Source organism: Marinobacter salinus, from assembly GCF_001854125.1.
Classification (GTDB): Bacteria; Pseudomonadota; Gammaproteobacteria; order Pseudomonadales; family Oleiphilaceae; genus Marinobacter; species Marinobacter salinus.
In genome coordinates, this window is the sequence record NZ_CP017715.1 from 1301576 (window position 1) to 1317454 (window position 15879).

Annotated in this window: 13 protein-coding genes and 1 pseudogene; 7 read left to right on the forward strand and 7 right to left on the reverse strand. The window is 56.8% G+C overall.

The window, feature by feature from the left end:
• Nucleotides 1-18: 18 nt before the first annotated feature.
• Nucleotides 19-396: a hypothetical protein gene (locus BKP64_RS05910; RefSeq protein WP_070967246.1), complete on the forward strand. Its 378-nt coding sequence runs from the start codon at nucleotides 19-21 to the stop codon at nucleotides 394-396.
• Between the two features lie 201 nt (nucleotides 397-597).
• On the opposite strand, the gene BKP64_RS05915 is transcribed toward BKP64_RS05910, so the two are convergent.
• The 4 genes and pseudogenes from BKP64_RS05915 to BKP64_RS05930 form a co-directional block, all read right to left on the reverse strand.
• Entirely contained in the window at nucleotides 598-984 is a 387-nt protein-coding gene (locus tag BKP64_RS05915) for a DUF302 domain-containing protein (protein ID WP_070967249.1), read from the reverse strand.
• Between the two features lie 24 nt (nucleotides 985-1008).
• Nucleotides 1009-3213, reverse strand: a complete 2205-nt coding sequence (locus BKP64_RS05920; protein ID WP_083329164.1) for a copper-transporting P-type ATPase — start codon at nucleotides 3211-3213, stop codon at nucleotides 1009-1011.
• Nucleotides 3206-3448, reverse strand: a complete 243-nt coding sequence (locus BKP64_RS05925; RefSeq protein WP_070967254.1) for a hypothetical protein — start codon at nucleotides 3446-3448, stop codon at nucleotides 3206-3208. Before BKP64_RS05925 ends, BKP64_RS05920 begins: the two co-directional genes overlap by 8 nt.
• Nucleotides 3449-3475: 27 nt before the next feature.
• A pseudogene (locus tag BKP64_RS05930) lies at nucleotides 3476-4349 on the reverse strand (APC family permease).
• 490 nt (nucleotides 4350-4839) lie between these two features.
• On the opposite strand from BKP64_RS05930, the gene BKP64_RS05935 reads away from it, so the two are divergent.
• Genes BKP64_RS05935 through BKP64_RS05950 form a run of 4 tightly spaced genes read left to right on the forward strand, consistent with a single transcriptional unit; the run spans nucleotide 4840 to nucleotide 10509 of the window.
• Nucleotides 4840-6024, forward strand: coding sequence for a thiamine pyrophosphate-dependent dehydrogenase E1 component subunit alpha (locus BKP64_RS05935; protein ID WP_070967258.1), 1185 nt, complete (start codon nucleotides 4840-4842; stop codon nucleotides 6022-6024).
• A gap of 1 nt (nucleotide 6025) precedes the next feature.
• Complete coding sequence (locus BKP64_RS05940) at nucleotides 6026-7003, forward strand: alpha-ketoacid dehydrogenase subunit beta (RefSeq protein ID WP_070967260.1); 978 nt, start codon at nucleotides 6026-6028, stop codon at nucleotides 7001-7003.
• A 26-nt stretch (nucleotides 7004-7029) separates the two neighbouring features.
• Complete coding sequence (locus BKP64_RS05945; RefSeq protein WP_070967263.1) at nucleotides 7030-8625, forward strand: dihydrolipoyllysine-residue acetyltransferase; 1596 nt, start codon at nucleotides 7030-7032, stop codon at nucleotides 8623-8625.
• 9 nt (nucleotides 8626-8634) lie between these two features.
• Nucleotides 8635-10509, forward strand: a complete 1875-nt coding sequence (locus BKP64_RS05950; RefSeq protein WP_070967266.1) for a protein kinase domain-containing protein — start codon at nucleotides 8635-8637, stop codon at nucleotides 10507-10509.
• Nucleotides 10510-10536: 27 nt separating this feature from the next.
• Here BKP64_RS05950 and BKP64_RS05955 read toward each other — a convergent pair whose 3' ends face one another.
• Genes BKP64_RS05955 through BKP64_RS05965 form a run of 3 tightly spaced genes read right to left on the reverse strand, consistent with a single transcriptional unit; the run spans nucleotide 10537 to nucleotide 13711 of the window.
• Nucleotides 10537-12759, reverse strand: coding sequence for a PepSY domain-containing protein (locus tag BKP64_RS05955; protein ID WP_070967269.1), 2223 nt, complete (start codon nucleotides 12757-12759; stop codon nucleotides 10537-10539).
• 23 nt (nucleotides 12760-12782) lie between these two features.
• Nucleotides 12783-13253, reverse strand: a complete 471-nt coding sequence (locus tag BKP64_RS05960) for a DUF2271 domain-containing protein (RefSeq protein ID WP_070967272.1) — start codon at nucleotides 13251-13253, stop codon at nucleotides 12783-12785.
• Between the two features lie 41 nt (nucleotides 13254-13294).
• The gene (locus BKP64_RS05965) at nucleotides 13295-13711 is read right to left on the reverse strand and encodes a PepSY domain-containing protein (RefSeq protein ID WP_070967274.1); all 417 of its coding nucleotides are present in this window, start codon (nucleotides 13709-13711) and stop codon (nucleotides 13295-13297) included.
• 171 nt (nucleotides 13712-13882) lie between these two features.
• Between BKP64_RS05965 and BKP64_RS05970 the strand changes: the two genes are divergently transcribed.
• Nucleotides 13883-14548, forward strand: a complete 666-nt coding sequence (locus tag BKP64_RS05970) for a response regulator (protein ID WP_070967276.1) — start codon at nucleotides 13883-13885, stop codon at nucleotides 14546-14548.
• A complete protein-coding gene (locus BKP64_RS05975) occupies nucleotides 14538-15866 on the forward strand; it encodes an ATP-binding protein (RefSeq protein WP_070967279.1) in 1329 nt (442 codons plus the stop codon). The genes BKP64_RS05970 and BKP64_RS05975 overlap by 11 nt, the downstream gene beginning before the upstream one ends.
• Nucleotides 15867-15879: the final 13 nt, after the last annotated feature.

Below are 15879 nucleotides of genomic sequence, written 5' to 3' on the forward strand. Positions count from 1 at the left end.
TACCTCATCGGAACTGACATGTCTTATCACCAACTCATTGCAGCCCTGCTGGGTGTCTTGCTGTTGCTAGTCAGTCCGACACAGGCGTTCGCCACCGTGGCGAGCGAAAAAACCGGGAACCGGGCAGTCACCTCTTTGGAAGACTGTAATGGAATGGACTACGCGCGGGGGGCCATGGGTCATTCCGATTTGCCCATCAACTGTGACAATGACCAGCAGACGAGCTGCCACCTCACGTCAGCTCACTGCGCATCTACGCCGGTTTACGGCGTAACAGCCCGGACGCTGACACTGTCCATGCCGACAAAGAACCCTGCCAACGCGGAACCAGGCTTGATGGTCTATGAGGACCCTGTTGGTGAAGTCCTGACACCCTCACCGGATACCCTCTCCTGATCCCTCAACTGCTTCGGGCAGCAGAGCGTGTTCCGCGAACACAGTGATTACTGAGACCGATCCCCGGCCTGCGGCCGGGATCACGACTGTTTCTGGAGCTCTTGAATGCCAGAACTTGCAACCTGGGGCCTCCCGGCCGACAAGGCCGGGAGGCTTTGATGGCTTCAGCTCGTTGACTGATTACTCATCGTTCTGAGTTGATCAGATCGCCTCAACCACCTCGGAGAGCCTGTCACGGACTTTCCCCGCAACTTGTTTGAGTTCGTCATTATCAATGGCCGTCATGGAGGCGACAGGGTCAATTGCACTGACCTCCACGCCATCCGAAACTTCCCTGAGAATCACGTTGCACGGCAGCATGGCACCGACGCGGGGTTCCACGCCGATGGCTTCCCAGGCCATACCGGGATTACAGGCCCCCAGAATCCGGTAGGCCGACATGTCCTTGTCGAGCTTTTTCTTCATGGTGGCTTTGACGTCGATCTCGGTCAGCACGCCGAAGCCATGGTCCCCCAGGGCCTTCCGCGCTCTCTGGTCGACATCCTCAAAATCGACATTCTTGATGAGACGGTTGATCGTGTATGACATGGTTATCTCCTGTGAGAGAAAAGTTCAGTGGTCCGATCCCAGCCTGACCACTCGCAAACGCAGTGCGTTGACAATCACGCTGACTGAAGACAGCGACATGGCGGCCGCTGCGAAAATCGGGGACAGCAGGATGCCCGCAAACGGATACAACACCCCGGCGGCGATCGGGACGCCAGCAGAGTTGTAGATAAAGGCAAAAAACAGGTTCTGCCGGATGTTGCGCATGGTCGCCAGAGACAGCTGGCGGGCTTCCACAATGCCCATCAGGTCTCCCCGGAGCAGTGTAATACCGGCACTTTCGATCGCGACATCCGTACCTGTGCCCATGGCCACACCCACATCCGCCGTTGCCAATGCGGGTGCGTCGTTTACGCCATCGCCGGCCATGACCACAATACGGCCTTCATCTTTCAGGCGCTGAACGATCTTGCCCTTGTCCTCCGGCAGGACTTCCGCCTCCACTTCGTCAATGTGCAGTTTGCGGGCAACGGCCTCAGCCGATGTGCGGTTATCGCCGGTCAGCATGACGACACGGATGCCATCCTTCTGTAGTGCCGTTATGGCAGCTTCAGTGGTTTCCTTCACCGGATCGGCAATGGCAAGCAACCCGCAAACTTTTCCGTCAACTGCTGCGAAAATCACGGTGGCCCCATCCCTGCGGAGCTGGTCGGCTTCAGACTCAAAATCCGAGGTATCGACGCCTTCGGATTCCATCAACAGCCGGTTACCAATCAGTACCTGCTGCCCATCGATCTTCCCGGTCACGCCTTTGCCGTTAGGGGAATCGAAACCCTCAGCGTCGGGCAGCGTCAGGTCCATGGCCCTGGCTTTGTCGAGAATGGCATGGGCCAGCGGGTGCTCACTGCCCTTTTCCAGGCCGCCGGCAAACCGCATGAGTTCTTCCTCGCTGAATCCCTCGGCAGGAACCAGCTTTGTGACCTGAGGTTTGCCTTCTGTCAGAGTGCCGGTCTTGTCCACCACAACCGTATCCACCTTTTCCATGCGCTCCAGAGCTTCCGCGTCCCGTATCAGCACACCACTCTGGGCGCCCCGGCCGACACCCACCATGATGGACATGGGGGTGGCCAGGCCCAGCGCACAGGGGCAGGCGATAATCAGCACGCTCACAGCAGCGATCAGACCGAACGCCATAGGTGGCGTTGGCCCAAGGAAGGACCAGGCGATAAAGGCGATAATGGCGATCAGGATAACGGCCGGCACAAAGTATCCCGCCACTTTGTCCGCCAGGCCCTGAATCGGTGCCCGGCTGCGCTGGGCGCTGGCCACCATCTGTACGATCTGGGACAACATGGTGTCGCGGCCCACTTTGTCCGCCCGCATGATAAAACTGCCTTGCTGGTTGATGCTGCCGCCAATCACCTGATCGCCCGATTTCTTGCTGACCGCCAAAGGCTCACCGGTGACCATGGATTCGTCCACATTGGAGTTGCCCTCCAGCACCTCACCGTCCAGCGGAACCTTGTCCCCCGGACGAACCCGAAGGCGGTCGCCAACCTTGACCTGATCAAGCGACACATCGGCCTCGCCGCCCTCACCATCGAGCTTTCTGGCTGTGGCGGGAGCTAAATCCAACAAAGCTTTGATGGCGCCGGAGGTTTTCTCCCTCGCCCGCAGTTCCAGCACCTGCCCCAGTAACACCAGCACCACGATGACCGCTGCCGCCTCGAAATACACGGCAACCGAGCCATCGTCCTGCCGGAAAGCACCCGGAAAAATCTGCGGCGCCAGCGTCGCCACCAAGCTGTAGATCAGGGCTACACCGGTACCAATGGCAATCAGAGTGAACATGTTCAGATTGCGGCTGACCACAGACTTCCAACCGCGGACAAAGAAGGGCCAGCCACACCAGAGGACAACCGGCGTTGCCAGTACCAACTGGATCCAGTTGGATAGCTGAGGGGCGACAATGTGATCGAGCCCGGTCAGGTGCCCGCCCATTTCAAGCACCAGCACCGGCAGGGTAAGTATGAGGCCGAGCCAGAACCGCCGGGTCATGTCCCTGAGCTCTTCCGACGGTCCTTCATCGAGACTCACCTGCTCCGGCTCCAGAGCCATGCCGCAGATGGGGCAATCACCCGGACCTTCCTGCCGGATTTCCGGGTGCATGGGGCAGGTATAGATGGTGCCAGGGGCTACCGGTTCTTGTTGCTTGAGCTCATTCCCGTGGTGGCCATGGTGGGCGTGGTGGGCATGCTGGTGCTCAGGCATTCGGCCCCCCTTGTTTATCCGCGGGCCATTCAGAAAACGCGATGAAGTAGAGCAGGAAAAGATTAACGACGGGAATCACTATCAGAATGCCCATCCAGCCCGGATATCCCGTGCGCTGGCAAATACGCCAGGCCGGTATGACGACCACAATGCCGATCACCAGCATCCACAACCAGTGTCCGGCCCACATCGTGTTATAAAACATGGTATTACCAAACGCTCCATTTCCCATCATGGTACTGCTCTCCAGGTCGATAACCTATTAATGGTGATGATGCACCTGAGTTCCCTCATGCCCGGATTCCCGGGTGCGCGCAGTTCTGGTCAGGAACAGCTGCTCGACAATGGCAATCACGGCCATCGTTGCCACGGCCACACCGATAACAAAAGGATCGGTGTTCAGTTTCACCCAGACAAAACCACCAAGTGCCAGCATATCCAGAATGATCGCCATGGCCGGCACCCAGGCACTTGCCTTCACATCTGCCCGCAAATAGCGAAGCACGCCCCACGTTCCGGTGCGGATTTTTTACCTCGGAGCCGCTGTTGGTGATGGTGGTGAAACCCTTGAAGGCCAGTATCCCGAGCGCGGTGGCACCCAGGAAATTACCAACGGTTCCCGTTTCTCCCTGTGCCGAGAAATCAACAGATATGCTGTCTGCGATCCAGACACCCACCAGCCCGAAAATCAGTATTCCCCCGATCTTCAGAATGCCGATGAAGGAGGCCACACCCTGGATCATCCGGTTTCCCAGCAGGTTGATCAGAAAAGCCGCCAGGATCAGTGATACACCGAGAATGGGGACCATGCGCCCGCTTTCGTCGCCCCCGAACAGCTGCATAGTGTAGGAACCGAACGTTCGGGCAAGAAAGCTCTGTGCGATCACCATCGAGAAATACATCAGCAAGGCGTTGAACGCGGTCGGTAATCGGTTCCCGTAGGCCTTGTGAAGATACATTCCGATGCCTCCGGCGGAAGGCCAGGCATTGGAGATCTTGATGTAGGAATAGGCGCTGAAACTAACGATAACGGCAGCGGCCAGAAACGCGAGAGGGAAAAGAACGCCCGTCATCTGCGCCATCTGCCCTGTCAGCGCAAATATACCGGCGCCAATCATGACGCCAGTACCCAGCATTACCGTTCCTGGCAGGGTAAGGCTGCCTTCCTGATAGCGAGTTGTTCTGTCTGGTTCGCTACTCTGAGTAAACAGCTTTTGGTTTGACGCTTTACGAGCTTTAGCCACGGGGGTCCACCTTTTGGCTCGGTATCTTCCCATAGATGTGAACATCTTAAGCTGAATTGGGGCTGAAATTGGAAGAAGGCTTTCGATGGATTTGACCTACATCAACGCTGTTTTACGCACTTGGCCTTCGGCTACGGGGCAGCGATTTCGACGTGCCTATCCGCCATTAATGGAGTTATTCGCCAGTCTGAGAGGTATTTCAGCGAAAAGGCAGGCATAAAAATCCGCCCCGCAGGTCTACCGGAATATTGCAGTTTACGTTAAGGTAAACATCAACCTGGCACGAATCACACCAGATTCTGCCAGGCTGTCTACAATGACATTAACTACACTCCCACAAGGAGTGTTTTGTTCCTCAGGCCATCACCCCAGGAAGAGGATTATGACAACAACAAAGTCCAAAGTTGTGTATTCCCCAGTGTTTACCGACGGTGCGGAGTTCCGTATCCCCACCTTCAAGCTTCTGAAACAGGACGGCTCACTTTACAAGAGTGCCAAGGCCCCTGACCTAGACAAGGAAAAGGCCCTACGTATATATCGGGCCATGATCACCACCCGAATACTCGATGAGCGCATGCTTGCCGCCCAGCGCCAGGGGCGTTTGAGTTTCTACATGCAGTGTACCGGCGAGGAAGCTGCCGTTATTGGCAGTGCCGCCGCACTGGATGATGATGACATGATCATGGCTCAGTACCGGGAACAGGGCGCCCTCGCCTATCGCGGGTTCACCATCGACGAGTTCATGAACCAATTGTTCGGCAATGAAATGGACTATGGCAAGGGCCGGCAGATGCCCGTCCACTATGGCTCCAAAAAGCTGAACTACATGACTATTTCCTCACCTCTCGCAACCCAGATTCCCCAGGCCACCGGCTATGCCTACGGCCAGAAACTGGCGGGCGATGGCCATTGTACGATTACCTATTTCGGTGAAGGCGCTGCTTCGGAGGGCGATTTTCATGCCGCCCTGAACATGGCCGCCGTTCACCGGGTACCGGTTATCTTCCTTTGCCGTAATAACGGCTACGCTATCTCCACGCCGGCCGCAGAACAGTTCGCCGCCGATGGCGTTGCACCCCGGGCTTACGGCTACAAAATGGACGTCATCCGGGTGGATGGTAACGATATTCTTGCGATGTATCAGGCTACACAGGAAGCTCGAAAGCTGGCGGTGGAACACAACCGCCCGGTGCTGATTGAAGCCATGAGTTACCGACTGGCGGCCCACTCCTCTTCCGACGACCCGTCCGGCTACCGCAGCAAGGACGAAGAAGCCGTGTGGCGGGAGAAAGACCCGATCCTGCGGATGCGGCTCTGGCTCGAGAGCAAAAATTGGTGGAGCGAGAGTGACGAAAAACAACTGCAGGAGACTATGCGGCGTGAAGTGCTTGAAACCATGAAAAGAGCGCAGAAACGTCCGCCACCCGCACTCGAAACACTCGTAACCGATGTTTACGATGAAGTCCCCCCGATGTTGGAGGAACAGTTCAAGAACCTGAAGGCGCATATCCGAAAGCATCCGGACGCCTATCCAAAGAGCGCAGAGCACGCGAAGGGAGGGGCCTGAGATGACTGAAATGAACATGTTGCAAGCTATCAACAGCGCCCTGGACACTGCCATGGCGGAGAACGAGCGAGTGCTTTGTTTCGGCGAAGACGTCGGCGTCTTCGGGGGAGTCTTTCGGGCTACCAGCAACCTGCAACAGAAGTACGGCAAAGCCCGATGCTTCAATACACCGCTGGTGGAACAGGGGATTATCGGCTTTGCCAACGGTCTTGCAGCCCAGGGTTCGGTGCCGGTGGCCGAGATTCAGTTTGCCGACTACATCTTTCCGGCGTTCGACCAGATCGTCAACGAATCCGCCAAATTCCGTTATCGCTCAGGCAACCTGTTTAATGTCGGTGGCCTGACCATTCGCGCACCCTATGGGGGCGGTATTGCCGGCGGCCTTTATCACTCGCAGTCCCCGGAAGCCTACTTTGCCCACACACCGGGTCTCAAGATTGTGGTTCCCCGCAATCCGCATCAGGCCAAAGGGCTCCTGCTGGGCGCGATTCACGACCCCAACCCGACCCTGTTCTTTGAACCCAAGCGCCTGTATCGGGCCTCTGTCGGCGACGTGCCGGATGAGGACTACCGGCTGCCGCTGGGCGAAGCCGAAGTTATCAAGGAAGGCACCGACATTACGCTTCTGGGCTGGGGCGCACAGATGGAAGTCATCCAGCAGGCCGTCGAGCTCGCCGAGAAAGAAGGGATTTCCTGCGAAGTGATCGACCTGAGAACCATTCTGCCCTGGGACGTGGAAACCGTTGCCAATTCCGTGCTCAAGACCGGGCGCCTGGTCGTCACCCATGAAGCTCCCCTGACCGGCGGTTTTGCCGGTGAAATCGCCGCCACCATACAGGACCGCTGCTTCCTGTATCTGGAATCTCCGATCGCGCGGGTTACCGGGATGGACACACCCTTCCCGCTGGTGCTGGAAAAAGAGCACCTGCCCAATCACCTGAAGGTCTATGAGGCCATCAGGGCGAGCGTCGAATTCTAGGCTGATATCAGGACAGGAGAGTAACCATGAGTAATTTTATACTGCCCGATATCGGCGAAGGTATCGTGGAATGCGAGCTGGTTAAATGGCTGGTTAGTGAAGGTGATGTGATTGAAGAAGACCAGCCGGTGGCGGAGGTAATGACCGACAAGGCTCTGGTGGAGATCCCGGCGCCCTACAAAGGCCGGGTGACGCGCCTGTATTACAAAGAGGGCGATATCGCGAAGGTTCATGCTCCGCTGTTTGAACTGGTCGACGAGAGCGAAGACACTGGCCAGAGCACCGGGAACACTGCGCCGGAGGCTACCGAGGCTGGTTCCACTCCGGAGCCGGTGCAGCGCGCACAGTCCACCTCAAGCCCGGAAGCCGATGACAACGCCACCGAAGACTTTATCTTGCCGGATATTGGTGAAGGCATCGTCGAGTGTGAAGTGGTGGAATGGCGAGTGGCCGAGGGTGACGAGATCGAGGAAGACCAGCCAGTGGTGGACGTGATGACCGACAAGGCGATGGTCGAAATCACCGCGCCCAAGGCCGGTCGCGTTACCAAACTCTACCATCAGCAACAGGCCATGGCCCGGGTGCACTCCCCTCTCTTCGCGTTTATTCCTCGGGATCGTGAGGAACCCGCGGAGGCAAAACCCGAAACCCTGCCATCCCCTGAGTCATCGCCTGCAAAGGCGACACCCGTAGCGGGTGGAAACCGGGCACGCACTCCCGCCAGTCCCGCTGTCCGCCGGCTGGTTCGGGAGCACCAACTGAACCTGAGCGATATTGCCGGTTCCGGAAAGGACGGCCGGGTGTTGAAAGCCGACGTACTGGCACACCTCGATCAGTCTGCACAAGCTCCGGATCGCACTGGCGACTCGCTACCTGCGAATACCGGCGGCACGCGCAGGCAGCCGGAGCAGAAACAGGAAGCTCGGGTGGAGCCGATCCGGGGCATGAGAGCGGCAATGGCGCGCAGCATGGTAACGTCGGCGACGACCATTCCTCACTTTATCTACAGCGAGGATATTGACGTCACTGACCTGCTGAGCCTGCGGGAGAGCCTGAAGCCGGAAGCCGAAGCCAAGGGCTCACGGCTGACACTGATGCCCTTCTTCATGAAAGCCATGGCCCTGGCGGTTCAGGAATTCCCGGTACTCAACAGCCAGCTCAACGACGATGTAACGGAGATTCATTATCTGCCCCAGTGCAATATCGGCATGGCCGTGGACGGTAAGGCCGGGCTGATGGTACCGAATGTCAAAGGCGTCGAAAGCAGGACCTTACTGGGCATTGCCGATGAAGTGGCCCGCCTGACCGAGGCGGCGCGATCGGGCCGGGTCAGCCAGGAGGACCTCAAAGGAGGCACCATTACCATCTCCAATATAGGCGCGCTGGGTGGCACTTACGCCTCGCCCATCATCAATGCGCCGGAAGTGGCAATCGTCGCCCTCGGCCGAACCCAGAAACTGCCGCGCTTCGACGCGAATGGTCAAGTGGTCGAGCGGGCTATCCTGACCGTGAGCTGGGCGGGGGACCATCGCATTATTGATGGCGGAACCATTGCGCGCTTCTGCAACCGCTGGAAAGGCTACCTGGAATCGCCGCAGTCGATGCTGCTGCACATGGGTTAACGGGCAATCATGGCGCAGGAAACGCAGCTTCAGCAGTTCTATATACCGGAAGAGCAGTCGGTCTACCTGCTCAGCCATGATGACGCCAAAAAGCTCAAGGACTGGGTGGCGCTCTGCGCTACCCAGCTCCGACAGCTGGGTTACCGGGACATTGAACTGATCGGCAAGGGCGCCTACGGTTTTGTTTTCGCAGGACGTCTGCCACGCCACGACAACAGTGGCCCGGAGCATGTTTTCAAGTTCACCCGCATCAATCTGCCCCAACACCTGCAGGACCGACTGGAGGATGAGGCTTTCATACTTGAGCAAGTCCGACACCCAAGGGTGCCCCGGCTGATTTCCTATCAGCGTGCCCACAATCAGCCGATCCTGGTCATGGAGCGTGCCGCGGGGCTTAATCTGGAGGAAGTGTCGCTGCTTGAGGGGCGCCTGAAGCCGCGGCTAATCATCCGGATCGCCGACCAGCTTGCGGACATACTCCGCAACCTTCGCAGGGAAAACGGCTCTGCCGGGCGCCCCATCGTTCATGGCGACATCAAACCATCAAACCTGGTCTTCGACGCACGCACCGAAACCATTGCCTTGATTGATTGGGGCTCTTCGGTGTTTGCCCAACTGGACGCGAACCAGCAGTTTATTACCGCCAATGTGATGGAGCTGATGTCCGACAACCTGCAGCAAACCAATGCCCGGCTGGGGGACGTCTACTTCATCGGTGAGGAGCAGCTGAACGGTGGGTTATCCTCTCCTCGCTTTGACGAACAGGGCGCGGCGGGAACGCTGTACGCGCTGGCTTCGGCACAGTCCTGCCGATTCGGCCACCAGGCGATCCCCGCCACCTCACTTGGGCTGCCGATGGAATTTGCGCGCATGCTCGACGGAATGCTGGCCCCGGACCCTGAAACCCGCCGAAAAGCCGGTGATTACTACCTGAACGAAATGCCAAGAATGGCACGTACCGTGATGATTGACCTGCCGGAGCAACCCGTCGTGCCGCTGGTACCTGTGTGGGTGCGAGCCTCAGGACAGGAAATCGACACGGTGGTTTACAGTTCGCGCAAATCGTTTCTTCGGGAAGAAGGAGCCCCGGAAACCCTGAACGACGTCAATGACGTGCAGCTGGACCGTTACTACAAGAATTTCATGCAGGGAATGGGGGAAACTGAAAAGGCCTTTCTGGCCGCCGTCAGCCGGCTGGGGCGATACCCGGTCGAAGGAGGGCTCGCGGTTCGCTGGGAAACCGACGGCGTGTACATCGATACCTCGCTGAACCTCCACGATCCGGCTTTGAAATCCGCCTTCGTACAGGCGGTCAACAACATGGTCTATCTGGCCCAGGCAATCTATCGAAAGGGTATCTTCAAGAGCTGCCTTTTTAACGCCCGAAACACCCTGCATATTGACCGCGACGACCCGGACCACCCCTTTCTGGTCTCGCCTGACATGAAACTGCATTACGAGGTAAGCGCAGCACCGGAAGTGGAAGATGAGACCCGAGTGCATTCCTACTTCGAGGATGGCCCCGACCCGGAGGAGTTTCTTGTCCTGCCCGACACGATCATCCGCTCTCTGGAGGCACTGAACAACATACACCACACCGGTATGATCATCTTCGAAGCCCTGCCCCGCCATCTCAAAATCCACAGCCACTACCGGCTGCTCGATCCGGACCAGGAGCAGGAATTCAGCCGGCTGCTGCATAAAATTCTGTCGGCGGTGGAACAGATCACGGGACTCGGCATTTCCGGTTTTATGAAAATGCCCTACAAAGATACCCGGTTTTTTCCTCACATCGAGCGTTTGCCCGAGCGTTATTACCCCCGCAACCCCAGAACCGAAGACCTGCTTCTCGATCGACAGCCTCGCAGGATTTCCGAGAAGTAATCCGTTCCTGCATCCGTGGGCAGCCCTTCAATAGACATCTTCCAGGTATCGCCCCTCGCGTTTGAGCTTATCCACATCAATGTCCATTGGCGTGAGAATTTCATTAATGACTTCCTTTACGCCCAAAGCCATGTCACGTCCGCCGCAAACGAGTATCTGCGCGCCCATTTCAATCAATTTGCGCACGTCCATCGCATCCTCACTGATTTTATCCTGAACGTACGCTTTCTCCTGTGTTCTGGAAAAGGCCGTGTTCAAACGGGTTAGACGCTGGTCTTCAAGGTAGCGTCCGAGCTCCGGCTTATAAAGAAAATCGGACTGGGGATTCCTGCCACCCCAGTACAGGTACATTGGGTGACGGGAATCGTTTTTCCGGATGAAGCCAGCAAGTGGACCTATACCGGCGCCAGCACCAATCAGAATAATGGGCCTACTGCCTGGCGCTGGCCGGAAATCCGGATTGTGTTGAATGAACCCCTGAATACGGTCACCCGGATTCAGGTTGTGAAGAAATCCGGAACATAATCCGCCAGCCTGCTTGCGTACACAGATTTCAAGCAGTCCGTCATCGCTGGAAGACGCCAGGGAGTAATACCTGTGTGTGTCGTCGCCGGGTGGAAAAACGCCGACCAGATCACCTGCCTCGAAATCAGGCAGCCGGGCATTTCCTTTCCCGAATAACCCTCGGAAGCCACTCTTTCTGTCGGCAGGCCTGAAACGTAGGATACTGGTGGGCGCCTGAATTTCCAGCCCGAAATCGGCCCTGTCAACCAACTCCAGATCAAATCTCCTGGTGGGTGTAGGGTTGTGAGTCAGTGCGAGGGACAAGCCTGTCAGGCCGGTAATTCGATCCCCCCATTTTCCAAACTGATCAGTAGATTGCCGATTAATAGTGGTAACCTTCTCCAGCCTCTCAAGTCCCCGGGAACCAAGGGCTTCATCCACGTCTACGGCGAACTGACAAAACCGTGGGAACTGTCGATCACCAAAACCAAGCACCGCGAATCTCAGACCGCTTGTGTTCCGAAAGCGCCTCAGCCTTTCCATAAAGGTATTGGCGGAAGCCGGCGCACCGCCATCACCATAGGTAGACGTCAGTACGAAAAGTAACTCTGCCCTGGGGTATTCTTCGGCCAACTGGTTCATGTCTGTAGAAAGCACGTGACGCCCCGCTTCAGCGAGTTTTTCATGGAGATCCCTCGCAAACCCCCAGGTTGTGTTGTTTTCCGTCCCCACCAGGATCACGGTATCCGCGTTAGCCTCATCCGCATTATCCAGGGTCTTTCGTGAGGCACGACGGCGCAACCACCAGATACGGGCACCGGTGATCGACAGTACCGGAACCGTCAAGGCGGCGGCTCCGAGTATCAGGCCGAGCCACCACAGGCCCTCCCCTGTATGGAGGCGGACAATCCAGTCAACAATCTGGCTATTGGTGGGCGTTGCCTGATACTTGAGGTATTCGCCGGTCGACTGATCGATGAATCCTGAGCCCTGACGGGTGCTCAGAGAAAAGAAATCCTGAAGGTCATCGGGATATGGCAATACAAGCTCGCGGAGGTTGTTAAGGTCGGTATTTTTGAGAGCTGCCAGTGACCCGATGGGCGCCGGCACGCCGCCTGAAACCTCTTCCGGAAATGACGGTTCGCCGCCGGAAGCCTCTGGCAAAACGCCAAATCGAACCGCGGACATATAGGTCCCGGTCATTGCAGACAGCAGCAGTCCGATCACCGCGAACCGCGCCAACTCCGAGTGAATCCGATGGTCACCCGCCCCCTTTAACGGCTTAATGAGAAATCGCCATCCGCCCACGCGACGGGACAACATAAAGGTGCCGGAAACACACATCAGCACCATCAGCAACGCCATCGCTCCGGCCATCAGCCTCCCGCCATCATCCTGAAGAAAGGCGCGGTGCAGGTCTTTCACCCAGCGAAAGAAGGATGACGGCTGGTATGGGCCTATTGCCTTCCCTGTTAACGGGTTGACCAGATCAGCCCCCGCTTGGCCGTCACGACTGTAATAGACGATGACAGCACCGGATGGTGAGCGCTCAATCTGCTGAGTGCCCGGATATTGCTCTACCACTCGCTCAGCGAGATGAGCGACGCTAACCTCACCCGCAACCGGAACTATGGCACCTGAACGCTCCAATGCGGGCGATATCGACAAAATCGCGCCTGTTATAGCGAGGACGATCAGGAACAAGGCCGCGAACAGGCCCGGAATCGAGTGAAGCTTGCGCCACATAGGAGGTTCCTCTTGCCAATGACTCAGAAGTCGTAGGTGAACGAGTGCACATAGCCCCGTCCATTGATCGCCTTACCTGCCCCTTCCGTCGTCAGCGGAACGACGACATCAGAGCGGTTGTCGCGCATATCCTCTACCGCAGTATCAACGCGGACCTGATAGCCGCTATCGATCAGCGAATCGTTGAGGTCGACTGTCATTTTCAGGGTTCGGCCACTGGTGACGCTGGCACCGGTCAAACCGTCATATTCGGATCGGCTCATACCACTACCCCTGGCCCAGTCGCGCAGGTGCTTGTAGTACTTACTTTTTTTGCCAGAAATCCAGATGGTTCCCTGATATGCGCCGTTTGCGTCGGTCAGATAGATCGCCATGTACGCCCCATCGCCACGGTAGTTATTCAACTGCGTCGTGAAGGTTACCTCCCTTGCTTGTGCGTAGGCCGGAACTGCCATCACCAGCACAAGACCAAGCATAAAACACATTTTTTTCATGATCTTATCTCCTTTAAGGCCGGTCACAGCCGGAAAGCGGGTTACTGGACAGTCACATCAGGGCGACTCTTCATAATTCCGTTGCCCGGCAAGGGCTTTTCGCCCATGGGGTTATCCTTATTCCTGTCGCTTCCGCCATTTTGTTCGCTACGATCGTCGTCCTCATATTCATCATCTTCATCGTATTCGTCGTCCTCATGCTCCATCTCTTTGAGCTCAAGAGACGACGGTGCGAAACTGGCCTCGACCCTGTTACCTTCACTGTCTCGCCCTTTTACTTCATAACAGCCGTCGTCAACCTTGATCCGGTAAACTGTCCAGCCTTCCGCTTCCAGCTGCTGTCGCAGGTTCTCTCTTGGCTGCCACCCGGACACGGGGTCATCGCAGTCATCATCGGCAAGTGTCACTCCACTCAGAAGCAACATCGAGATACCCAGTGCAATGGATTTGGTCTTCATGGTTACCCTCCTCAGTGATCGTTGTGGTCAATGTATCTCACATTTCTGACAGCACGCTGAAGGAACTGACATAGCGTTCGTTTTTGGGGCAATGCCGGCAGTGAGGATTTCAGGCTGTTGTCAGAATAAAGCTGTAGTATCTTTTCCAAATAGCCGGTTTAAGGACGAGACATGCGGGTGTTATTGGTGGAAGACGCCACGGGGCTGGGAGAAGCGGTTCAGGAGCAAATCACTGAAGATGGACATGCCGTGGATTGGGTGCAGAGTCTCGGGTATGCCGAAACCAGCGTTCGAACCACAACATATGATCTGGTGCTTCTGGACCTGATGCTGCCAGATGGCCACGGCATCGATTTCCTGGAAAAACTGCGGCAAACCGGAAGCACCACGCCAGTCATCATCCTCACGGCAAGGGACCAGGTGTCGGACCGCATCAAAGGCCTGAATGCCGGCGCTGATGACTATCTGGTAAAGCCGTTTGATCTGACGGAGCTGTCAGCCCGCATAGCGGCCGTAGCCAGGCGTTACCGGGGCAACCCGAACCCGGTTGTGTCTGTGGGCGATCTCGAAGTTAACCTCAATGATCATCATATTGTCCGCAATGGTCATCCAATAGAATTGACCTCTCGGGAATGGGCGCTTTTAGAAGCCTTCATTCAGCACCCCGGAAGGCTACTTTCCCGGCCGCAGCTCGAAGACAGGCTCTACGAGTTCGGTGCCGAGATTGAAAGCAACACCATCGAGGTATACATCAGCCGACTTCGCAAAAAACTGGGCAGGGGCGTGATCGCAACGGTTCGTGGCATGGGCTACCGATTGAATAGCTATGAAAGCTAGACACAGCCTCCAGCGAACACTCAGCCTTGGGCTCACCGTCGGCGTCACCTTACTTTGGTTGATGGGCGTTACCGCCTCCGCTATGGTCGCCCAGCATGAGATGAATGAGGTATTCGACAGTGCGCTGCAAGAAACCGCTCAGCGAATTCTGCCCCTTGCGGTCACTGACATTCTCAGCCGGGAGGCCGGGACTGGTCAGAAAAGAGCACCGGCGATGGGAGATCATGAGGAGTACCTCACCTACCTGGTCCGAGACGCTTCGGGAAAGATCCTGCTCCAGTCTCACGATACAGACATCTCCGTATTCGATGCCCGCCCAAGGCAGGGTTTTTTTGATACCGATACCCACCGTATCTACGGTGAGTCTGCAGTCAGTGACACGCTTTTCATTGAGGTTGCCGAACCCCTGGCCCACCGCCGAGAAGCGGCTTTTGAGGCAGGCCTCGCCCTTCTCTTGCCGCTGTTGGTTTTGATCCCGGTCAGCCTGATAGGCGTTTGGTGGGCTGTCCGATGTTCGCTTCGAAGGGTTGTGGTTTTTCGGGAAACCCTTGAATCTCGAGGCTCTGCAGACCTGTCCCCCATTGCTGTGGAAAGGCTTCCTGCAGAGTTTGAGCCCATTGCGGCCTCAATCAATCGCTTATTAGAACGACTCCGGCGGGCCCTGGAGGCTGAGCGAAGCTTTACCGCAAATAGCGCTCACGAGCTGAGAACCCCGCTCGCAACGGCTCTGGCAAAAGTCCAGAGACTGAAAACGGAATTATCTGAAAAAACATCTCTCCAGAAAGCGTCCGAGATTGAAGAATCCCTGCACAATCTTGCGCGGCTGTCTCAGAAATTACTGGAGCTGGCGAAAGCGGAAGGCGGTGGCGTTCTGTCCGAAGAAGAGCACGACCTCGTGCCAATTCTTGAAACGATTATCGGTGATTACGAACGATTGAACCCTGGCCGGATAGACGCACAGCTTCCGAATACTGAGGTTACCTCATTACTGAATCCGGATGCTTTCGCCATTCTCATCAGAAACCTTATTGAGAATGCGCTCAAACACGGCGGAAAAGGAGGCGCAGTTGAGATCCGTCTTTCGGCCGACGGCACCGTGAGCGTCAAAAATCACGGGGACATTGTTGCTCCGTCAGACATGGCGCTTTTGCGGAACCGTTTTGTTCGCGCCGAGACAAATGCCCTGGGATCCGGGCTCGGGCTTGCCATTGCAGAAGCCATTGTTAGTGGTGCCGGTATCCGACTGGGACTGCACTCCCCCGCGAGGGGGTGGCAGGACGGCTTCGAAGCCGAGTTAAACGTCGTAATCAAACGATAATTGCTGGTCGCCC